The 22,182-nt window shown below is 47.7% G+C and carries 21 protein-coding genes; 11 read left to right on the top strand and 10 right to left on the bottom strand.

What is annotated here, in order from left to right; translation table 11 throughout:
• Positions 1-124 precede the first annotated feature (124 nt).
• Entirely contained in the window at positions 125-2,044 is a 1,920-nt protein-coding gene (gene tet(32), locus DWW77_RS01445; protein ID WP_003505402.1) for a tetracycline resistance ribosomal protection protein Tet(32), read from the bottom strand.
• 508 nt (positions 2,045-2,552) lie between these two features.
• On the opposite strand from tet(32), the gene DWW77_RS01435 reads away from it, so the two are divergent.
• The 11 genes from DWW77_RS01435 (at position 2,553) to DWW77_RS01380 (ending at position 11,345) form a co-directional block, all read left to right on the top strand.
• Positions 2,553-3,008, top strand: coding sequence for an XRE family transcriptional regulator (locus DWW77_RS01435; protein ID WP_003505401.1), 456 nt, complete (start codon positions 2,553-2,555; stop codon positions 3,006-3,008).
• Positions 3,009-3,221: 213 nt separating this feature from the next.
• Positions 3,222-3,989, top strand: a complete 768-nt coding sequence (locus DWW77_RS01430) for a class I SAM-dependent methyltransferase (protein WP_003505400.1) — start codon at positions 3,222-3,224, stop codon at positions 3,987-3,989.
• 204 nt (positions 3,990-4,193) lie between these two features.
• A complete protein-coding gene (locus DWW77_RS01425) occupies positions 4,194-4,640 on the top strand; it encodes an RNA polymerase sigma factor (RefSeq protein ID WP_003505338.1) in 447 nt (148 codons plus the stop codon).
• Positions 4,630-4,833 carry a helix-turn-helix domain-containing protein gene (locus tag DWW77_RS01420; RefSeq protein ID WP_003505336.1) on the top strand — a complete coding sequence of 68 codons (204 nt, stop codon included), beginning with the start codon at positions 4,630-4,632 and terminating at the stop codon, positions 4,831-4,833. Before DWW77_RS01425 ends, DWW77_RS01420 begins: the two co-directional genes overlap by 11 nt.
• A gap of 624 nt (positions 4,834-5,457) precedes the next feature.
• Positions 5,458-5,856 carry a plasmid mobilization protein gene (locus tag DWW77_RS01415; RefSeq protein ID WP_002569238.1) on the top strand — a complete coding sequence of 133 codons (399 nt, stop codon included), beginning with the start codon at positions 5,458-5,460 and terminating at the stop codon, positions 5,854-5,856.
• Positions 5,828-7,450, top strand: coding sequence for a relaxase/mobilization nuclease domain-containing protein (locus DWW77_RS01410; protein WP_002569237.1), 1,623 nt, complete (start codon positions 5,828-5,830; stop codon positions 7,448-7,450). Before DWW77_RS01415 ends, DWW77_RS01410 begins: the two co-directional genes overlap by 29 nt.
• A 185-nt stretch (positions 7,451-7,635) precedes the next feature.
• Complete coding sequence (locus DWW77_RS01400; protein ID WP_002569236.1) at positions 7,636-7,848, top strand: hypothetical protein; 213 nt, start codon at positions 7,636-7,638, stop codon at positions 7,846-7,848.
• Entirely contained in the window at positions 7,838-8,587 is a 750-nt protein-coding gene (locus DWW77_RS01395; RefSeq protein ID WP_002569235.1) for a phage replisome organizer N-terminal domain-containing protein, read from the top strand. Before DWW77_RS01400 ends, DWW77_RS01395 begins: the two co-directional genes overlap by 11 nt.
• Positions 8,584-9,438 (top strand): ATP-binding protein, encoded by an 855-nt coding sequence (locus DWW77_RS01390; protein ID WP_002569234.1) that lies wholly within the window; start codon positions 8,584-8,586, stop codon positions 9,436-9,438. The genes DWW77_RS01395 and DWW77_RS01390 overlap by 4 nt, the downstream gene beginning before the upstream one ends.
• Positions 9,435-9,623: a transposon-encoded TnpW family protein gene (locus DWW77_RS01385; protein ID WP_002569233.1), complete on the top strand. Its 189-nt coding sequence runs from the start codon at positions 9,435-9,437 to the stop codon at positions 9,621-9,623. Before DWW77_RS01390 ends, DWW77_RS01385 begins: the two co-directional genes overlap by 4 nt.
• A gap of 111 nt (positions 9,624-9,734) precedes the next feature.
• Positions 9,735-11,345: a recombinase family protein gene (locus tag DWW77_RS01380; RefSeq protein WP_002569232.1), complete on the top strand. Its 1,611-nt coding sequence runs from the start codon at positions 9,735-9,737 to the stop codon at positions 11,343-11,345.
• A gap of 213 nt (positions 11,346-11,558) precedes the next feature.
• On the opposite strand, the gene DWW77_RS01375 is transcribed toward DWW77_RS01380, so the two are convergent.
• The 9 genes from DWW77_RS01375 to DWW77_RS01335 form a co-directional block, all read right to left on the bottom strand.
• Positions 11,559-12,005: a hypothetical protein gene (locus tag DWW77_RS01375; protein ID WP_005333500.1), complete on the bottom strand. Its 447-nt coding sequence runs from the start codon at positions 12,003-12,005 to the stop codon at positions 11,559-11,561.
• Between the two features lie 13 nt (positions 12,006-12,018).
• The gene (locus DWW77_RS01370; RefSeq protein WP_005333502.1) at positions 12,019-12,705 is read right to left on the bottom strand and encodes a hypothetical protein; all 687 of its coding nucleotides are present in this window, start codon (positions 12,703-12,705) and stop codon (positions 12,019-12,021) included.
• Positions 12,706-12,725: 20 nt separating this feature from the next.
• On the bottom strand, positions 12,726-13,313 hold the full coding sequence (locus tag DWW77_RS01365; RefSeq protein ID WP_005333504.1) for a sigma-70 family RNA polymerase sigma factor: 588 nt from the start codon (positions 13,311-13,313) through the stop codon (positions 12,726-12,728).
• Between the two features lie 13 nt (positions 13,314-13,326).
• A complete protein-coding gene (locus DWW77_RS01360) occupies positions 13,327-13,746 on the bottom strand; it encodes a DUF3268 family zinc-finger domain-containing protein (protein ID WP_005333505.1) in 420 nt (139 codons plus the stop codon).
• 251 nt (positions 13,747-13,997) lie between these two features.
• The gene (locus DWW77_RS01355; protein WP_005333506.1) at positions 13,998-14,255 is read right to left on the bottom strand and encodes a hypothetical protein; all 258 of its coding nucleotides are present in this window, start codon (positions 14,253-14,255) and stop codon (positions 13,998-14,000) included.
• Positions 14,245-14,607 carry a hypothetical protein gene (locus DWW77_RS01350; protein ID WP_040015509.1) on the bottom strand — a complete coding sequence of 121 codons (363 nt, stop codon included), beginning with the start codon at positions 14,605-14,607 and terminating at the stop codon, positions 14,245-14,247. The genes DWW77_RS01355 and DWW77_RS01350 overlap by 11 nt, the downstream gene beginning before the upstream one ends.
• 67 nt (positions 14,608-14,674) lie before the next feature.
• Positions 14,675-18,307 (bottom strand): VaFE repeat-containing surface-anchored protein, encoded by a 3,633-nt coding sequence (locus DWW77_RS01345; protein WP_226861981.1) that lies wholly within the window; start codon positions 18,305-18,307, stop codon positions 14,675-14,677.
• Between the two features lie 56 nt (positions 18,308-18,363).
• A complete protein-coding gene (locus DWW77_RS01340; RefSeq protein WP_118607923.1) occupies positions 18,364-21,561 on the bottom strand; it encodes a TraG/VirB4 family ATPase in 3,198 nt (1,065 codons plus the stop codon).
• On the bottom strand, positions 21,558-22,178 hold the full coding sequence (locus tag DWW77_RS01335; RefSeq protein WP_158576564.1) for a DUF5038 domain-containing protein: 621 nt from the start codon (positions 22,176-22,178) through the stop codon (positions 21,558-21,560). The genes DWW77_RS01340 and DWW77_RS01335 overlap by 4 nt, the downstream gene beginning before the upstream one ends.
• Between the last annotated feature and the right edge of the window lie 4 nt (positions 22,179-22,182).

Here is a 22,182-nt window from a genome sequence, read left to right as displayed (position 1 = left end):
TGCACCAGACAAAATATAGAGGTATAATCACTGAAGGCAGGATCATTGACGTTTCCTCCTTGGGAGCCGGCCTTCTGGGATATTTCGCAATAGCCAGCAATGAACGCTTGCATTGCGCAAGACGTTACATTATCTTCTGAAACATATGCCGGATCTTGTCTAAACGGCTGTTCGGGCGGCGTGGCTGAAATACAGGCTCGCCGGAAGTTTCCTGATACCCTTTTAATTCTGTAATGCAGACACTTCTTCCATTTGTATAAAAATTCAGATCATTCCTATATTCACCGATACAACGGGCAGGGATTTCACCCTTAAAAATAACTTCATCTTTTTCAAGTCTGGTTGATTCAATGATTGCGCAATACTTTGGTGCATCATTATAAGCCCGTGAAAGATATTCCTGCGGTGCAAAAAGGGTAAAGGAAAGGTATGGTTCCAACAGTTGTGTCCCTGCTTTTTTCAATGCCTGCTCCAACACGACAGGCGCAAGAAAACGAAAATCAGCGGGGGTGCTGACCGGGCTGTAATAAACTCCATAATCAAAACAAATTTGGCAGTCTGTCACTCCCCAGCCATATAAGCCCTGCTCCATTCCATAACGCACACCCTCCATGACGGCATTTTGAAAACTTTGGTTTAAATAGCCGAGAGATACCTCGCTTTTATATTGTGTTCCGCTTCCAACAGGAAGCGGTGTTACAGTCAAACCAATAGATGCCCAAAACGGATTCGGCGGCACTTCAATATGAATCGTGCAGCTCGCTTTTTTTTGCGGTCTTTCCAGATAAATAACCGAAGGCTCTTTCATAGCCACGCCCACATGATATTTTTCTTCTAATAGCGAACAAATAACTTCTAACTGTACTTTTCCCAAAAAAGATAACATAATCTCATGGGTAACAGTATCAATGTCAAAATGCAAAAGAGGGTCTGTATCAGCAATCTCTGCGAGGGCATTTAACAGGGCTTCCCTTTGCTCCGGCTTTTGCGGCTCTACCGTTGTCCGAAGTAATGGCATGGGATTATCAATCCGTGTTTTGTGAGGCAGGAGTTTTTCATTTCCCAGGATATCGTTCAGTTTCAAAGTATCATCAGCTAAAATAACAATTTCTCCCGGACAGGCATGGTCAGCCGGGACGATTTCACCATTTGACGGAATACACATTTCTGTAATCTTTATTTTTTCCTTTTTTGACAGCAGCAGGGTATCCCGTAAATGGAGCGTCCCATGATACAGGCGTAAATAAGAAAGCCGTTTTTTCCGCTCTGTATACTCAACCTTAAAAACATATCCACATAATTCAGACTGAATATCGTCCGTTTCTGTAATGAAAGTTTCTATAATCGCTTCAATCAGTTTTTCTGTTCCTAAATTGTCTTTTGCACTCCCATGATAAACAGGAAACAAAGAGCAGCATCTGGTTCTTTTGCACTTTTCATATTGTAATTCCTGTATATCCAAAGAATCCTCTGCAACATATCGTTCTAATAGTTCATCGCTTCCGGAAATAATCATATCCCATTTGTCTAAATCAGAAATATCGGTCATGGTTATCTTTGGCGACAGGGAAACCTCCTGCATGACAATCATATCACTGGTAAGTTTATCTTTAATGCTTTGGTAAACACACTGCAGGTCGATCCCATTTTGGTCTATCTTATTTATAAAGATAATTGTCGGAATGTCCATTTTCTGAAGCGCATGGAATAATATACGGGTTTGTGCCTGTACGCCGTCTTTTGCTGAAATGACTAAAACAGCTCCGTCAAGGACAGATAAAGAGCGGTATGCTTCGGTTAAAAAATCCATATGACCGGGAGTGTCCACGATATTGATTTTATAATCATTCCAATAAAAAGAAGTAACCGCTGTCTGAATGGTAATTCCCCGTTGCCGTTCCAAAATCATAGTGTCTGTTCTTGTGGTCCCTTTATCCACGTTTCCCTGTTCCGCAATCGCTCCACTGGTGTATAGCAGACTTTCTGTCAATGTAGTTTTTCCTGCGTCTACATGGGCCAGAATGCCGATATTGATTATTTTCATGTGATTGTCCTCCCTTTACAGCCCCAAAGGGCATAAAAATCCCCAGCAGTAAAATACTTTTACCACTGGGGATTCTAATTTGCGGACATACACATATACAGCATACACCTATTTGTGATTGCTGTTTTTTGAATATGTCAAAATTGATAAGGCAAAAGTATTCTTAAATTGGGTACAAAAAACCAAGCCCCCACAAAAGGAGCTATCATAATTCTTTGTTCCCACTATTTGATTATAGTTTTATTTAAGAATACCTTGCCGCATATTTTTTACTCCTTTTCTGGAATGAAGCTATTATATCACATCAGTTTTAGGAAAGCAAGTACTTAAAAGAAATTTTTCTTCCCCTTATATGTAACAATCATACCGGCTTCCTGGTGTTCAGAATGGTTTCTGCTGTCTGCTGTGGTGTTTGATTGGAATTGTCCAGCCAAAAGCCGATCCGTGGTGTTGTCTGCATAAATGTATCGTATATTGATAAAATCAGCATCAGAGAGGAGGAACCATTTTGAACCAGAAACAGACGGATATTACAACAGGAAAGCAAATACGTCATCTGCGAACACAATCGGGAATGACACAGGAAGAACTGGCTGGGGAATTGAATGTTACCCGGCAGGCGCTATCGAATTGGGAGAGAGATGTTAATGAACCCGATTTAAATACGTTGAAAAAAATTTGTTTTCTTTTTGGAGTCCACATGGACGATTTTGCGAAGGAGGTAATAACAAAAATGGAAACATGTGAAAAAAAAGAGAAACGACAATTTAATAAGTATGATATGGCAATTGGACTTTTTTATGGTGTCGGGATATTTCTTGGCATTGGTATTTTCTTTGTTGGCGGTTTTATGACAATGTCGGGTGCAGGGTGGGGAGCATCACTATTTGGCGGTGGCTGTTTTTCTCTTGTATTTGGCTTGATATGCCATGCAGTTATTACATTGAGAAGAAATGACAAATGATGACATATCCTGCTTTCTAGACTTTTCGGTCATATCGCGTAAAAAAGCCGCTGCTTTTGGCTTTCCAATAGCGGCGGCAAAGGGAAATATCCTTTGAATACCTTACAGAAGAAAAGTTTTGCAGCATTATAAAAATAAAAGCCTATACCATTTTGGAAAGAAAAGATACATAATAGTCAAGACGGCAACAATCAGAAGTTATGGAGGGTAACAATGGAATATAGTAAGGAAGATTTAATGGAAGCAAAAAGGCAAATTTTGGGAGTGGGAGAGAACATGGGAACAGAGGAAAGTAAAAAAATCTGGGAGAAAAACGCACAATTTTGGGATAATGCAATGGGTGACAAATCTAATGAATTTCACAGAGAGGTAGTGCGTCCCAAAGTAACGGAACTTCTATCTCCTAATCCTGCGGATTACATTTTGGATATTGCGTGTGGCAATGGAAATTATTCTTCGTATCTTGCACAAAGAGGCGCTTCGATTGTCGCTTTTGATTACAGCAAAAAAATGATAGAATTGGCTAAAAGACGGCAATCACAATATGCAAAACAAATTGAATTTTGTGTAGCGGATGCGACCAATAGAGAAAGTATATTAGAATTAAAAAGAAATCGAGCCTTTACGAAAGCAGTTTCTAATATGGCAATTATGGATATTACGGATATTGAACCACTTCTTATGGCTGTTTATGAACTGTTGGAGGAAAGCGGAATTTTTGTCTTTGCAACGCAACACCCTTGTTTTATCACGTTGACTGAAAAATATATGACACCGCACAGTTACTATGGTATAGCGATTGAAGGGCAACCGGAGGAGCAGATTTATTATCATCGTTCCATACAAGATATTTTTAACCTTTGTTTTAGAGCTGGATTTGTCATTGATGGATTTTATGAAGAATGTTTCAAAAACAACAAAGAAATTCCTATGGTAATGATAGTAAGGCTTAAAAAGGTAAAACGTGATAGCTTAAAATAAATTCAAGTTTGCCGGATAAATAGCAAACCTGGCCGAGCCAGTCAACGGTCAAGATGAACGGGCTTCGCCCGCCGTTGACAGCCCCGCCCGGTTTTGCAGTTAGGCAGTCAAGGAGCGACAGCCTAAAGTGCTGCCGCCCCTTACTATCATAAAAAGCAACTACTAACCAGCCACAGCCCTTTTGGGAGGAAAGGGGGATTTTCCATGACCTGTACAGAAGAATATCGGGAACATATCGAGTACACTTTCCATGCCTTTTGCAAAGTCGTTATCCGAAATGCAACGATCAACGCAGCGAGGACACGGAGCAGGAAGCACAAAAGAGAAATATCCCTTGAATACCTCACAGACGAAAAGCACTACCCTTTAGGCACGACAGATGAATATTTCCAAGCCCCGGAGCCGGACGAGGAATACATACTTACCCTTTGCGGCGATACGGTCATTTTCAGCAGCGGCTTACTTGCGGAAGCCCTGTCACGGCTGGACGAACGGGAGCGGGAAATGATTTACCTGTCCTTTTTCAAGCGTATTCCACAGCACGAAATTGGCAGACAGTACGGGCGCAGCCGCAGCACAGCGGGCTACCATATCCGAAAAGTCCTACGGCAGCTCCAAGCGGAAATGGAGGGAATGGCATATGAGAAATAATAGGCTTCTCCCCTATGAAACAATCGTCCAAGCCACCAGCGGGGAGCCGGAAGCGGTGGGAACTGTATTGCAGTATTACCGCCGCCGCATACAATGTGCCGCCCGTGTGAATGGACGGGTAGACCAAGATACAGAGGACTACATCACCCAGACGCTTCTCACAGCTATTTTCAAGTTCCGCTTTGGGAGATAGCCCTACCGCCTACAACTGAATAACCGCCGCTTCGCCGGCAACCAGAAAGCAGTAAATCTATTCAACAGATTTGCTGCTTTTTTTCGTTCCTGTTTGGCATTTTTGAAAATCCCCAGTATGAAAAAACAAAAGGGAAAATTGCCGCCGCAGTTGGCAAAATCCCTTACTTATCCGTGGAGGGTATCAAAGAAAAAAATACTGCCATTGTCCGCCTTTTTCGGCTTGCGTGGTGTTGTAGGGAATAAGGGGAAATTCTAAAAATCTCCGTCCATTTTGCTTTGCGTGGTGTTGTAGGTAGTGAAAGGAAAATTTTCAAGATATGCCGGAATAGCGGGTAGCAAAGCCCTTTTGAAACGTCTTGTTAGCGGAAAGTACGGAAGCCGGGGAACGCCGGAGTTTTTCAGAGCAAGATTCTACCGCAGTACCAAAATTCGCTTATCGCTCATTTTGCCCCTGCGGGAATCTTGTTGGGGAGTGCCTTCCCCAAACCCTGCTTATGCGGCTTACGCCGCTGGAAAATCCCTCAAAATAATTTTTCGGATTTTTCAAAAACAGTTCCGCTTTACACCCTGTTTTTCTCCTATTAGTGAGAGGACACCACGCACAGCCGAAGGAGGTTTTACCATGCGAAAACGATATAACACGCCGCACCGCAGCCGGGTAGTCAAGACACGCATGACCGAGGAAGAATACGCCGAGTTTGCGGAAAGGCTTTCTGCTTACAACATGAGCCAAGCCGAGTTTATCCGGCAAGCCATAACCGGGGCAGCCATACGCCCCATCATAACCGTTTCCCCCGTCAATGACGAGTTGCTTGCCGCTGTCGGGAAGCTGACCGCCGAATACGGCAGGATCGGCGGCAACTTAAACCAGATAGCCCGGACGCTGAACGAGTGGCACAGCCCCTACCCGCAGCTTGCCGGGGAGGTACGGGCGGCGGTTTCCGACCTTGCTGCCCTAAAGTTTGAAGTCTTGCAGAAAGTGGGTGACGCTGTTGGCAACATTCAAACATATCAGCTCTAAAAATGCGGACTATGGCGCAGCGGAAGCCTATCTCACATTTGAGCATGACGAGTTTACCATGAAGCCCACCCTTGATGAAAACGGGCGGCTGATACCGAGGGAGGATTACCGCATTTCTTCCCTCAACTGTGGGGGCGAGGATTTCGCTGTTGCCTGTATGCGGGCTAATCTCCGCTATGAGAAAAACCAAAAACGGGAAGATGTGAAAAGCCACCACTATATCATCAGCTTTGACCCACGGGACGGGACAGACAACGGCTTGACCGTAGACCGGGCGCAGGAGCTGGGCGAGCAGTTCTGTAAAGAGCATTTCCCCGGACACCAAGCCTTAGTCTGCACCCACCCGGACGGGCATAACCACAGCGGCAATATCCATGTGCATATCGTCATCAACTCCCTGCGGATTTATGAAGTCCCGCTTCTGCCCTACATGGACAGACCAGCCGACACACGGGAGGGCTGCAAGCACCGCTGCACCAACGCCGCTATGGAATATTTCAAGAGTGAAGTCATGGAGATGTGCCACCGGGAGGGGCTTTACCAAATCGACCTCCTAAGCGGCAGCAAGGAACGGATAACCGAACGGGAATACTGGGCGGCAAAGAAAGGACAGCTTGCCCTTGATAAAGAGAACGCTGTCAGAGAAGCCGCAGGACAGCCGACCAAGCCCACCAAGTTTGAAACGGACAAGGCGAAGCTGCGCCGGACGATACGGCAGGCACTTTCCCAAGCTGGCAGCTTTGACGAATTTTCTTCCCTTTTGCTGCGGGAGGGTGTGACCGTCAAGGAGAGCCGGGGGCGGCTTTCCTACCTCACGCCGGACAGGACAAAGCCTATCACAGCCCGGAAGCTGGGGGACGATTTTGACAAGGCTGCTGTCCTTGTCCTGCTTACGCAGAACGCCCACAGAGCCGCCGAACAGAGCAAAGCCATACTCGAATACCCTGCCGCGGTTAAAAAGCTGTCACAAGGGGAAAAAACCACAAAAACCACCCCGGCAGACAACACCTTGCAGCGCATGGTTGACCGGGAAGCCAAGCGAGCCGAGGGCAAGGGCGTGGGCTATGACCGCTGGGCGGCAAAGCACAACCTAAAGCAAATGGCAGCTACCGTTACCGCCTATCAGCAGTACGGCTTTTCTTCCCCGGAGGAACTGGACGAAGCCTGTTCTGCCGCCTATACCGCCATGCGGGAAAGCCTTACAGAGCTGAAGCAGATGGAAAAGACGCTGAACGGGAAAAAGGAGCTGCAACGGCAGGTGCTTGCCTATTCCAAGACCCGCCCTGTCCGGGACGGGCTGAAACAGCAGAAAAACGCCAAAGCAAAAGCAGCCTACCGTCAGAAGTACGAAAGCGACTTTATCATAGCAGACGCAGCCGCCCGCTATTTCAGGGAAAACGGCATTTCCAAGCTGCCGAGCTATAAAGCCCTGCAAGCAGAGATTGAAACCCTTATCCAAGAGAAAAACAGCGGCTACAACGATTACCGGGCAAAACGGGAGGAATACCGCCGCTTACAGACTGTCAAGGGCAATATCGACCAGATTTTACACCGGGAGCGCAAGCCTGTGAAAAGGCAGGAACAGGAACGATAAAAACCGCCCCAAAATGTACCCGAACCTATACAGAACAAGGGGGCTGCCCCGTACCCTATCCGCAAATACCAAAGGATTTTTTAACGGGCTTATAGGGCAGAAAAAACCCGAAAATGATACCGAGATGATACAGAATTACCGCCGATACCGCCACACCAGCGGAAACGGCAGAAAGGAGCGCACCCATGCCAAGAATGAGCAAGAAACGGCGGCTGGAATGGTCTTTTTTCCTGCGGCAAGTGAAAGTCGGGAATTCCACCTGCGATCGTATCACATACAATGACCTCTGCCGGGGCTGTACCCATAGCTGCAAGCAGAGCTTCCGGGCGGTTATCATACTCTGCCCCCACTACTACTCCAAACGCCGGAAAAAGGAGGACAGGGACAATGGCAGATAACCGCAAGTATTACTACCTCAAGCTGAAAGAGAACTTTTTTGACAGCGACTCCATTGTGCTGCTGGAAGATATGAAAGACGGGATTTTATACTCCAATATCCTCTTGAAGCTGTACTTAAAATCGCTGAAAAACGGCGGGAAATTGCAGCTTGACGAGCATATCCCCTACACAGCGCAGATGATAGCGACACTGACCCGCCACCAGATAGGGACGGTTGAGAGGGCTTTAGAGATTTTCCGGCAGTTGGGGCTTGTGGAGCAGCTTGACAGCGGGGCTTTCTATATGACCGACATTGAGCTGATGATAGGACAGTCCTCTACCGAAGCCGAGCGGAAACGGGCTGCAAGACTGGAAAACAAGGCACTTTTACCGCCCCGGACAAAAGGCGGACATTTGTCCGACATTCGTCCACCAGAGATAGAGATAGAGTTAGAGAAAGAGATAGAGATAGAAAAAGAGAGAGAGGGAGAAACGGGACACCCCGCCCCCGCCGCTTATGGCAGATACAACAATGTGATACTGACCGATACAGAGCTTTCCGGGCTAAAAACAGAGTTGCCCGACAAGTGGGAGTATTATATTGACCGGCTTTCCTGCCATATCGCTTCCACCGGGAAACAGTACCACAGCCATGCAGCCACCATTTACAAGTGGGCGCAGGAGGACGCTGCCAAAGGCAAGGCTGCCCCGAAACAGGGCATACCCGATTATTCATGCAAGGAGGGCGAGAGCTTATGAAAAACGGAATTGAAGCTATGATTACGGACATTACAGCCACTACCGCCGAAGCGGAGGACTACACAGGCGAGGACGGGCTTTTATACTGCGGTAAGTGCCATACGCCCAAAGAAGCCTATTTTGCAGAGGGAAAGACTTGTTTCGGGCGTGACCGCCACCCGGCAGAGTGCGACTGCCAGCGGGCAGCCCGTGAAAAGCAGCAAGCCGCCGAAAGCCGACAGAAGCACCTTGAAAAAGTGGAGGACTTGAAACGCCGGGGCTTTACCGACCCTGCTATGCGGAACTGGACATTTGAGCATGACAACGGCAGAAACCCGCAGACCGAAACCGCCCGCTTTTATGTGGAGAGCTGGGAAACCATGCAGGCTGAAAATATCGGCTACCTGTTTTGGGGCGGCGTGGGGACGGGAAAAAGCTACCTTGCCGCCTGTATCGCCAACGCCCTTATGGAAAAAGAGGTTGCCGTCTGCATGACAAACTTTGCAACGATACTGGGTGACCTTGCCGCCAGCTTTGAGGGCAGGAACGAATATATTTCCCGCCTTTGCAGCTACCCTCTGCTGATACTTGATGATTTCGGTATGGAGCGAGGAACAGAATACGGGCTGGAACAGGTTTACAGCGTGATTGACAGCCGTTACCGAAGCGGCAAGCCGCTGATCGCCACGACCAACCTCACGCTGGAGGAATTGCAGCACCCGCAGGACACGCCCCACGCCCGTATCTATGACAGGCTGACTTCCATGTGCGCCCCCGTCCGCTTCACGGGCAGCAACTTCCGAAAGGAAACCGCACAGGAAAAGCTGGAACGCTTAAAGCAACTGATGAAGCAGCGAAAGGAGAGCCTATGACAGAAACGAAACAGACAAGCACCACCAAAACAGACCGCCGCCCGGACTGTGTGACGGAAATCCGCATGGGCAACTCCGTCCTTACCGTTTCCGGCTTCTTCAAGCAGGGCGCAACCGACACCGCAGCCGACAAGATGATGAAAGTGCTGGAAGCGGAAGCTGCTACACAAAAAACGGCGATTTGACCGACCATAAAGAAGCAGATTTGACGCTTTTGCCGCTATACAGACAGCCGCCCCATGTGGTACAATCAAGGTACGGAATAGTGGGGCTGGCTGTCGGAAACGGAGGATTTTATGTTAAGACAGACCAACCAACAACCAATTACCGCCCTTTACCCAAGACTATCCCATGAGGACGAGCTGCAAGGCGAAAGCAATTCCATTTCCAATCAGAAGCGTATCCTTGAAACCTATGCAAAGCAGAACGGCTTTTCCAATCTGCGCTGGTACACGGACGACGGTTATTCTGGTGCGAACTTTCAAAGACCCGGTTTTCAAGCCATGCTTGCGGACATTGAAGCCGGAAAAGTCGGGACAGTTATCGTAAAGGATATGTCGAGGTTAGGGCGAAACTACCTGCAAGTGGGAATGTACACGGAAATGATTTTCCCACAGAAAGGTGTCCGCTTCATCGCTATCAATGACGGAGTGGACAGCGCACAGGGCGACAATGACTTTGCCCCGCTGCGGAATATCTTTAACGAATGGCTGGTGAGAGATACGAGCAAGAAAATCAAAGCAGTAAAACGCTCAAAAGGCATGAATGGCAAGCCCATCACAAGCAAGCCTGTGTATGGCTACCTCATGGACGAGGATGAAAATTTCATTATTGACGAGGAAGCTGCACCCGTAGTCAAGCAGATATACAACCTCTGTCTTGCCGGGAATGGTCCGACCAAGATAGCCCGTATGCTCACAGAGCAGCAAATCCCCACGCCGGGAACGCTTGAATACCGCAGGACGGGCAGCACCCGCCGCTACCACCCCGGCTATGAGTGCAAGTGGGCGACCAATACCGTAGTGCATATCCTTGAAAACCGGGAATACACAGGCTGTCTGGTAAATTTCAAGACAGAAAAACTTTCTTACAAAGTCAAGCACAGTGTAGAAAATCCCCCGGAAAAGCAAGTGATTTTCGAGAACCACCACGAGCCTATCATAGACACCCAAACATGGGAACGGGTGCAGGAGCTTCGCAAACAGCGCAAACGCCCAAACCGCTATGATGAAGTGGGTTTGTTCTCCGGCATACTGTTCTGTGCGGACTGCGGCAGCGTGATGTATCAGCAGCGATACCAGACGGACAAGCGCAAGCAGGACTGTTATATCTGCGGCAACTACAAGAAACGCACCCATGACTGTACGGCGCACTTTATCCGCACCGACCTCTTGACCGCTGGTGTACTCTCCAATCTGCGGAAAGTGACCAGCTATGCGGCAAAGCATGAAGCCCGGTTTATGAAACTCTTGATTGAGCAGAACGAGGACGGGGGCAAACGCAGGAACGCCGCCAAGAAAAAGGAACTGGAAGCCTCCGAGAAACGCATAGCCGAGTTATCCGCTATCTTCAAGCGGCTGTATGAGGACAGCGTGACCGGGCGCATATCAGACGAGCGTTTCACAGAGCTGTCGGCAGACTATGAAGCAGAGCAACGGGAGCTGAAAGAAAGAGCCGCTGCTATTCAAGCGGAGCTTTCCAAAGCACAGGAAGCCACCGTGAACGCAGAAAAGTTTATGAATGTTGTCCGGCGGCATACCAGCTTTGAAGAACTTACCCCTACTCTGCTGCGGGAGTTTGTAGAGAAAATCGTTGTGCATGAGTGCAGCTATGACGAGAACAAGACCCGCAGACAGGACATTGAGATTTATTATTCTTTTGTTGGCAAGGTGGACTTGCCCGAATAACCGCCCGACCTATCCGACACAATGCGCAAGTGCCGGATAGGAACGGCAAAATTTTTTACACTTCTATTACTTCTTTATCGCACATCAGTAAATGCTCATGGCATTGAAGCGGATACAAACACTATTGTTTGATAGAAATAAGAGAGGTTATTTATAATAAAATGAGCCGCCAGAACTGTAGGGGTGATGCAGTACGGGCGGCTCATTTTCTATCTAAACGGATGTATCCGGAAGTTCCGGCAGTTGATCGGTGAGTTCTTCATATCCGAGAATATCTCCGGCACATGGCATCGATTGCCCTGTTCCCTGCTGTGGTTTCCGGAAGTACAGCCGATACCGATGTCCCTCTAGGAGTTTGATATTCTTTTCCAGTGAGAAGGCGTATTCCTTTCCGTTATCACTGGCAAACCAATATTGCTGGTTTTTCCCGAAGAGTGTCTGTTCCCGTTTCGTGCAGCTTACGTCCAGTGACAGATAAGCATGTGTATGGATCAGGTGGTAGAAACTGAGTGCACGCAAGATGCTGCAGATTCCGATGAGGAGGCTCATGAGGATAAAGAGCCGGTCATGGGTGGCGATCCCGAAGATGCACCCAAAAAGTACACAGAAAAAGCCGATTGCACTGATGGCAACCAGCTTTGTGAAAAATGGTTTTGGCATAAGGTTCCTTCCTTTAACATGTATGAAATGTGATTTGTTTATTCAGGTACAAATTAGCAATAGCCTGCAGCACTGGATACTGGGTATGGTGAATCTGGACATCATCCACAAGTGTTTGGTAAGTTGTCTCCGGTTCTGTGTATAACTCATCCATAATATCCGATTCGTTGTGGATTACTTTTTCCTGCTCCATACTTGTGACAAGCTCAGCGGTCGTGAGGGATACCTTATCAGCCAGCTTCAGAATGGTATCTTCCATCGGTGAAGAGGGTTTCTTCTTTAAATATCTGCCAAACTCTTTTGCACCAATAGTTCCTTCCAGATAAAGCTGAACGCAGCCAAAGAGCCGGATGGGAAAGGTATCCTTCAAGGGAATAATGGTCAGACTGCCGAGAAGGCGATATAAGGCATCCACCCCTGTCAGTCCAATTCCGCTTACAACCAGACCGCGTAAGGAAAGTCGGTTCAGATAGTGTTGGAAGGATAAGCCTTTCGGACCTTCTTTCTGTATCTGGCGCAGGGTATAGGCATCCTGGAGTTCATGGAGCGTCAGAATCTGGAAGGCAAGACAGCTCCAGAGCAGCAGCTCGTCATCCGATAGTCCATATTCTTGTCCATCGTTGATTACAAGAGGAATGGATTTTCCGCCTGTCGTTTTTTGAAATTTTAAGGTTCCGACAGCAGTATAAAGTGTCAGCATAAAAGTTCCCTCCTTCAAGGTTAAGTCAGAAGTGCATAGAGTGCATCATCCTGCTGTAATAGTTTCCGTGCTTTGCTCTGCCATGCCCGTACACGATTGGCTGGTACTTGGTAGTGTTTTGCCAAGTCAAAGCTGGTATATCCCTGCTGTTGCAGATAGAGGGCTACAATTCCCTTCTGAATAGTTGAGGACTGTCCGGTGCCAAGCTGGGTTAAATGCTCAAGAAGCAAGGTCTGGTTTGTGTCCTTTTCCGGGTGAGTTGTTTGTGTATCCTCGTAGGAAAACAAATCACGATAATGGAGATGTTCATCTTCAGATGATGCTTCGTCCAGAGAACAGAGCATGGAGCGGTCACGGGCAATTTTCCGCCAGTAGTCAAAGATGGCATGACGGATGATAGTTTTGGCATAAGGCTGGAATGATCTTCCTTCCTCAAATCCGACAGCCGACCGGCACAAAGCCAGATATCCAATCTGACATAATTCCTGTTGTTCTTCCTCAGTTACATAGGCAGCGGTGCGGGTCATGGAACGAATCATGATCGGAACCAGATCCATGGATTTTTCCACCAGTTGTTTTTGCTTTTTATTTAGTGGTAAGGTCATCATCAATCACCGCCTTTCAGCTGGCTGCCCGGAGGCGGAAGGGAATATGGTTGTTCTTTAAAACATCTGCGGATTCCCGAATGAGCTGGTCGCACATATAGTTGCTGAACTGTCCGATGTGAGCCTGCTTATCTGTCAGACAGAACTTATCTGCCACCCAGCGATATGCTTCCGGTTTGGAAAGGATGCCCTGTTGCCAGATCTGATCGAAAATTCGATGTGCCTGAATCCGCTTTTGACGAAGCTCCCGGTTGGCGAGCGTTCCTTTTGGTATCTTGGTTCCCGGATGTACCCCGACATAGGAATTGCAGGATGGATAGTGGGAGCAGACATAAACCTGTCCGCCATGAGAATGCGTTCCATATACAAAGGATGCATCTCTTAATATTGCTGTTCCGCCGCAGTAAGGGCAGCGGATGATTTTTGGTTTCTTCATCTGTTTTCACCTCGCTTGTACATACACGATACGTAACGTGTACGTGAATAACCAGTACGTACTGTATACTTATATTGTAAGTAAGCAGGTGATGAATTCCCATAGGACGCAAGCGGATACTGATCCCAGATTCGGACTAAATGGCACGAATCCCCATTTTTCAGATGCCGGGATAGAAAATTGCTCGGATGAGCGGGAATAAGCCGCTGTCTGTGAAACGTGGATAATTAACCGGTGTAAAGATGAACTTCTCACAGAAAATCCGTAGCAGGAATAAGCTGATCAGTACCAGACAGAGCAGGTAAGTGTTCCTGCGCCTTCTGGTCCATGGCTTTTTCGGACGGAATTTCACATACAGGACAAAAATCATGGGAATAAATATCAGGTTCGTAAAGACCTGATCGATACATTGGATGATTGAAATTACGTTTAACATAGGCAGTGCCTCCTTTCTTTACATATCCTGTACGTATAAGAGCCTGAAAGTGCAACTTTTTGTTACCAGTCATATTGCTGGTTCTCCTGAAGCCGGAGCAGTGCCGGAATGGGACATGGCTTTAAAGGCAGCTTCTGAGCGGCCAGATAGGGCAGATAAAGCTCTGTAAAAGCAGCAATGCTCATGCTTCCGGTACATTCGGTTGGCTCCGGTATCCGGGGAAACAAAAGCGCTGCATCTGAAAGAGGGAGGATGCAGGGGCTTCCCGTTTCATCCGGATGGAATAAAAAGCCAGAGTTCTCACAGCTTTCCTGTGCGTTACAAGTGCGGCACCAGACGTAGATACAGGAGTGCCAGTTCCCTTCACAGAGGTTCAGAAAATGACGGATGTGCTTGGCATCTGTCTTGCAGTGGGGGTGTTTCATATTCATCACCTACTAAAGAAGCAGGCAGTTCCATGTGGGAGCTGCCTGCAGGAGTCTTCGTTATGAGTTACTGATGTTTCTTTTTGCGTTTGAAGTAAACGATGCCCAGGACACTTGCACCTGCAAGTGCAGCTATGGCGATTCCGGCATACAGGAGAAGCGGCGTCTCATCGCCGGTCTTTACAGGCGGAGCTACCGGAGGCGTCTCCGGTTCTTTCGAAAGCTCCGTCATGTGTACGGTCTGACCTTCATCCTTCAGATCCTCATGGGAAGCAATCTCATGCTCGGTTTTTCCGTCTGTATAGTAGAGCTTTTCAAAGACAACCACATCCTGTCCGGCAAGAGCAGAAGCGTCGAAGGTAAAGGTAACTTCCACAGAGCCGCCAGCTTTTTCTGCTTTAAATTCTGCCTGAGCGGTAACTGGTTTTCCGTCTTTTAACAAAGCCTCTCCGGTTTCCTTATTCATCAGGGTTCCGATGACTTTGTACTCAGATCCAGGCATCAGACCATGATAAGTGACCGTATCTACGATAGTCGCTTCCTTGGAAGCAGAGACATCCTGATCCCCGTCACTGCCGTCTTTGGCTGTGGTTTTGATTTCCGGGAAGTAGATGGTCTGGTTGGCATCTTTGATGTCCGCATGTACCGCTACTTCGTGATCTTCAAAAGTCATTGTTTCAAATGCCACGAGCGTTTTTCCGGAAAGTGCAGAGGCATCAAAGGTAAAGGAAAGCTCTACGCTGCCGTTAGCTTCTTCCGGAGTGAAACTTGTTTCTGCAGTCACAGCTTTGCCATCCACATCGAAAGGTTTTTCGGTTTCCGCATCCATGAGTGTTCCTGTCAGCTTGTACTCTTTGCCTGGGATCAGGTTTTTGTATTCCACAAGGTCTGTAAGCGTCAGTTCTTTTTCCGGTTTTGCATAGTGTGTGCCGGAAGCAGCATCTGTTGCAGTGGTTTTGATTTCCGGGAAGTAAATAGTCTGTCCTTCATCCGCAATGTCTGTGTGTACGGCAACTTCCTTGTCTTTGTAAGCCAGGGATTCAAAGACAACTACTGTTTTCCCTTTTAAGGAGCTGGCATCAAAGGTAAAGGTAACATCTACCGTACCAGCGGATTCTTTTGGCTTGAAGGATGCTTTTGCTGTCACCGGTTTTCCGTCTGCTTCGACTGGTTTCTTTGTTTCTTTATCTATCAGAGTTCCAGTCACTTCATATTTCTGGTTAGGAACCAGCCCCTTAAAGGAAACCGTATCCACCAGCGTGATTTCTTCCTTTGCACAGGAAATATTGGAGTTCGTGTCCGCATCTTTCGCAGTAGTCTTGATTTCCGGGAAATAGATGGTCTGGTCTTCATCGTTGATGTCGGTATGGACTGCAAGCTGCATCTCATCCTGATATAATTCCTCGAAGACAACGGTTGTTTTTCCCTTTAAGGAAGTTGCATCAAAGGTAAAGGTTACTTTGACGGAGCCGGAGGATTTCTTTGCAGTAAATTCAGTTTCAGAAATCACCGGTTTTTCATCCACAAGGATTGGTTCCCCGGTTTTTTTATCCATTAAGGTTCCAGTCAGTTTGTATTTCTGGCCCTTTTTCAGTCCTTCGTATTCCACAACGTCTTCAATGGTCACTTCTTTTGCCGGCTGGCTCATGTGTGTACCGGTCTCGGCATCCAGAGCAGTCGTGCCGATCTCAATGGCATCATCGGTCAGAGTTCCAACCTGTATCAGAACAGAATCCTTATAAACCTTGACTTCAAAGGTTAAAAGATCCATGCCTTTGTTGGAATCACAACGCTGTTCCGCCAGAGTGTAAGTATCGTAAATGAGAGCGCCTTTGGAATCATCCGGTTTGGAGGTGCCGAACCAGATGCCGTCTTCCGAAGACTCACCCCGGTTGGTATTTGCGGTATGTTTGTTCCATTTGGAGGAAGTGCTGGCATAACCGTTGGCATCTGTCACAATCACATGGCTTTCGCCTGTTGTTTTGGAAGTGATCTTAAATGGCACATTTGCCAGACGGTTCTGGCTGCCGTCAGCAATCTTGACAAATTCCAGATCCCCGCGGATGACCTGATTGGAGATGGAATTGTCTTTTGCAGTCAGTTCCACGATTTTTCCCTGTTCTGTGATGTCAAATTCTACAGAGATCTTTCCGCTGTTCAGATAACCGGAAGGTGCAGTTGTTTCATCCACACGGTAATGTCCGAATGGGAGAGCATCTTTTGCAGTTGCAGCAGAACCGGATTTATCGGCAGTAAGTGTAAGGACAACCTGATCTTTCGTGTAGGATGTTCCGTCTACTAATACCGGATTTTCATTTAACGTAGTGATCGCAAAGACAGTACCTTCCAAAGTGGCAGAACCCTGCGGTTTTGCTTCTCCGGTCTCGCTGTCACGTTTCTGGATCTTCACTCCGCCACGGATGACAGATTCTTCTATGGTAGAAGACTGGTATACCGAAACCATTTCCTGCTTACCGTCACCTGTAATTTTCTGTACGAAGACAGTTGGATTGAGCTGGTATCCGGCAGGGGCTTTGCTTTCCTGTACCGTTATGGTACCGAGCGGAAGACAGACGGTCTTGCCATCACTGGTATAGTAAAAGGCATCGCCGCTTACAAAGGAATCTTTGGTAAAATGCATCTTTCCGGAAACATCTGTTTTTAATACCCAGGTACGTGCCGGTTTCTTTCCAGCTTCCGCAGGATCACTGTCAGACTGCTCGGTATAGAACTTGACTGTAAATTCTGCGTTTGCAAGGGAAGCTGCTCCCTGTGGGGAGGCTTTCTTTGTTTCGGCATCCAGCTTTTCAAGCACCAGATTCATGGGATTATTCTGCGGAATATCTGTTACGTTTGCAGCAGAAGTCTGTTCTGCTTTTACGGTGACTTTGTGAGCTTTGGTGTCTACAATGTAGCCTTTGGAAGCAGAGAGCTCTTTTATGGTATAATCGCCTTCCTCCAGTTCGCCGGATCTGGCATACCCGTTTTCATCAGTGGTCAGTTTCTGGATGAGCTTCTCACCCTGATAGATCCCATACACAGCACCCTTTAAGCTGTAATTCGGATTCCCGTCCGATACGCTTCCGTTGGCAGAAGATTTTTTCAGTTCGATCCAGCCGTTTGGAACCTGATACCAGCTTCCGGCAATGGTCTGGCTGCCCTGTCCCGGAACGATGAATGCCCGGAAGCCTTCCGGCGGGTTCGGAAGTCCCTGAATGGCACTGGCTACTTCCAGTGCTTTATCAATATAGGACTGCGGGGCGCCATGGAAAGCTCCGGTGTCAGCGGAATTACCGGCATAGATGTAAGCGACAACCAGATGTCCGATGACATAGCTGTTATCATCACTCCAGCCACTGAAATATTTATCCTTGACGACTTTATCGTAGCCGTAACCGCCGTTTAAGTAGTAGAGCGCTTTTCTGAGCGGGGAGTTCTGGCTTAAAAGGTCATAGGAATAGGAACCAGAGGAAGGTGTTTTCTTCAGTGGTTCCACGCAGTAGGCAGTATTGCTCCCGTCAAAGCTCATGCGGGAGGTAAAATAGCTGCCGTAAGGGATATTGGCACCTGCCTTATAGCTGATGGTGCCGTCGGCTGCATGAACCGGAAAACTGCCGGAAAACAATGCGCCGACTGCGACAAGGACTGCCAGCAGCATAGCCAGCGTCCGTCTGGTATAGGATTTGTATGTCTGTAACATAAGTCTCCTCCTTCTTGAAGTTCAAATGAAAAGGGCAGCGTCAGTGCTGCCAAAAGTTACACAGCCTGTTTCTTCTGTTTCGCAAGGATTTCCAGAAGCTCCTGCCGATCTGTGGTAATCAGCTCCTTTTCCAGATTGGAAGCCTTAAATTCCACAGTGATGTTATTGTTGTTGGTTGAGATCAGACCGTTGCCCCGCTGGAAATGGGTGATGTTCATTACTTCTGTTTCCGATAGATGCAGGATAGTCTTCACCCGCTGTGCCTCTTCATCCTCCATGTTCAGGATAATCTTGGTCTTGCAGTTATTGATGATACCCTTGCCGTACTTCCCGTCATCCAGAGCAAAGAAGTCGTTTAAATCCTGTGTGGCAAAGATGCCGGCTCCGGAGTAAGCACGGATGATCTTGGCAATCTCCAGTACGAATTCCGCTGCAAGCCGGTTGCTGGATGCACCGATGAGCTGCCAGACCTCATCGACAAAGATGGCTTTCTCTTCGGTACGGTTTTCCTTCGCTTTATCCCAGACATAATCCAGGGCAACGAACATGCCGACCGTTAAAAGATCGCTGGAACCGGTCAGTTCGGAGATATCCAGTACCGTATATTTATTGGTCAGGTCCACATTGGTCTGCTGGTTAAAGGAAGAAGCAGAACCGTGAACCAGGCGGTTCAGGATATGAGCCAGACGTTTGGTATCCTCGCTTTCCAGCAGGACATTGTAGACATCCTCCAGAATGGGCATCTTTTTGTACTGCTCCGGATGCTGCGGATCTGTCAGGGATTCATTTTTATGTGTAATCCCTTTTCTGGCATAGGTTTTGATTAGGGCTTCATCCAGAAGCTGCTTCTCCTCATGGGACATATCCGGGATCAGCAGACTGAAGAAGATGTGAAGCCTTTGGATCTTGCCTGCCAGTGCGGAGGCATCCAGTGTCGGTCCGTCCAGCAGTTCATTTACAGAATTGTCTACCTTCCGGATTTCCATGATGTTGATACAGTTCTTACTGGCAGGAGAGATCTGGATAAATTCTCCGCCGACATTCCTTGCAGCCCGGTAAAATTCGTGTCCCTTTAGCGGAGCGATGATGAACACCTGGATGCCTTTTCTTCGCATCCTTAGTGCCATGGTCTGCATGGTGAAGGTCTTTCCTGCTCCCGAACAGCCTAAGATACAGATGTTGCTGTTCTTGTACTGCCTGGAATCAAAGATATCCGCAATGACCAGGGAATTGTTATGCTTGTTTACCCCAAAGAGGATTCCGTTATCATCGCAGATACTGTAGCTGACGAAGGGATAGCAGCTTGCCGCCCCGGAAGTCAGTACGTTCCGCTTGGACAGCTTAAAAAGCTTCTTGTCCAGATTTGCCAGCGGCAGAGAGGATAAAAATCCCTGCTCCTGTAAAAAGTAGCAGGAGTGTAAGTTCATATCCTGCGAGATCAGGAGCTTTTTCATTTCCTGAATCCGCCACTGCAGTTCTTCCAACGTGGAAGCAGTAATGGTGATGAGAAGATTCATGTAATAGAAATCTTCGTTGTTGGCAAGTCCCTGCTTCAGAAAATATCCGGAGCGGATGGCAGAATCCAGATCGTCATAATCAGTGTTGGTATCGGACGCATCCTTTAATTTGGAACGGTTGATACGGATCTGCTGACCGAGACGCTGCTGAATCTTGTCCTTTGGCTGTTTCTGGAGAAAGAAATCAATATCAATCCCTTCCCCGGCATTGACAAGGAGTGACAGCCATCCGGGAGTTACCCGGTTTTTGTAGCCGTCAGACGGCACAAGCAGGTAGGAATGGTAAAGCCCATTGATCTGCACATAATGGGAGTGCTTGAAATCCACACTTTCCGGTGCGAGAAACTCGTTGATCCGGATGTGATCCAGTTCCTCCATGCGATTTTCCTTTGTATAGGCGGACAGTACAGTGCTGATCCGGTCCGGAAGCGGAACCTCCGTACAAAGGGTACGGTTTAACAGTGTGTACAGGACATCTGTGGTAAATTCATCCTCATTGTCATGGGTGACCACTTCATTCCCGCACTGGTACAGAAAGGTTTTGGCAGTCTGGGATGCCGTCTCAAGGGCGGCAAGGATTTCCCGTTCCTCCTCCTTCCGGTTGGCGTTGAAGGGTTCATACTCAAAAATCAGAAAGAACCGTCTGGATACTGCTTCTCTGGAACTTAAGTTCTGGACAAACTGGATGTAGTCACGCTGCAGTTCCTGACAATGAGGATCGGTTTCCCGCTCCAGCTCCAGCCGGGACTGCTCCAAATGCTTATTGATGTCTGCTTTTTTGGAGATCATCTTGATCTGGAGTTTGACCGGGCTGATCTTTAAGTAGCTGATAAAGCTGTAAATGATGCCCTGCTGTTCTCTGGCACTTCGAAGCAGGAAGTTGATTGGTTCAATCTCCAGGATCTTCACGTACCGTCCGTCTGTGGTATAGACGATCCCGTTTTCGATTTTTTCCACCGGAAGATAATCCTCCAAGGTCTGGTCTTTCTTTCGCTTTTTCCGGGAAACGGGGTTTGCCGTGGCAGATGAGGCGTCCTTCTTGGAAACCACCTTCTTTTTCTGCTCTTTTTTTGCCGCCCGCTTTTCGGAAACTGCCCGTTTTTCTTCCTCCTTTCGTCTCCGGGCTTCCGTTTTTTTCTGGATTTTTATCTGTTTCGCCGCCTCTTTTTTCTGTCGGCTGGCTTCTTTCTGCTCCCACTTCAGATAACGGATATCTTCCTTTGCCTGTTTTTTGATGCCCCGCTTGGTGGAGGTATCAAACTGCCGGTGTTCTTTTTTTTTACTTTTTGGCGGGGCTGGTGCGTCCGGTTCAGACTGCGGGGGAGCCGATGCCATTACTTTGGAAGGCTCTGCCATTTTTTCTGCTTTCCGGTGTTTCTTTGTCTTTGGCTCTTTGAAACGTGGTTTCCTGCGTGGCTTTCCTTCCGGAAGACTGTCGGACCTCCAGATTACCCTGCGGTTCACTACAAAACGCAGGGCATTCATCAAAAAGGCAGTGATGCTCTCCCCGCCGATTCCAATCAGGGCTACCATTGCCGCTGGAAGTGCGGTCATGCAGAGAATGATGATGCGGGCAGTCAGGGACAGCGGCAGGTGGAAAACAGGGATACCGATTGCCAGGGAAAGAACAATGCTTTCTATGGCATTGCGGATGTCAAAAGTTCCGTTTAGGATCTTGCCTTTCTCAATGAAGTTGGAAGGGATAAAGGAAACCGGTGTTTCTTCTGGCTGTGTCATGGCTGCACCTCCTTTTTCGTATCTTTCGCATCTTCCGAAGGTGTGGAGGCACTGCCGGATTCTGTGTCCGGAGCTTCCGGGCTGTCAGAAGTATCCGGATACCCGCCTTCCTGCAAGTGTTTGATGTCCTGCGAAGTCAGTGATGGCAGGGAATCATCGGTCTGCTTTTCGTAAACAGTCGTATCTGCAGAGACCTGTACCCCGTTTTCTCCAAATAAAAACACACCTGTCGGGGTGTGGTAGGTAACCGGAAGCGTATCCTGATCGGAAAGTGAAAACATCAGGCAGACGGTTGTTTCGGTAGGGTAGCTGGTTTTTCCCGGCAGGAAGGTGATGCTTGTCTGTTCTTTTTTGACATATTCTTTTAGGTAGACAGGAAACTGCTCTTTGAGAGAAGCAATCTGGCTGTCGGAGAAAAATGCTTTTAAAGCATCAAAATCCAGATATTCCGGCATGGGGGTATCGGAATTTGTTTCTGCTGTTTCTTTTGCCGGTTCCCTGCCTTTGTTTCCGGAAACTTCTTTTTTCTGGCTTTTCCAGAAACTGGGGAGAACCAGTCCGGCAAGCAGCAGAAACAGCATCAGAAAAATGGAAAGAATCACTTTTGTTCTGTTCATAATG

Origin of the sequence: Ruminococcus sp. AF17-12 (assembly GCF_003479245.1) — a bacterium.
GTDB classification, from domain to species: domain Bacteria; phylum Bacillota; class Clostridia; order Lachnospirales; family Lachnospiraceae; genus Blautia_A; species Blautia_A fusiformis.
This window is presented reverse-complemented; position numbering and strand designations above follow the sequence as displayed.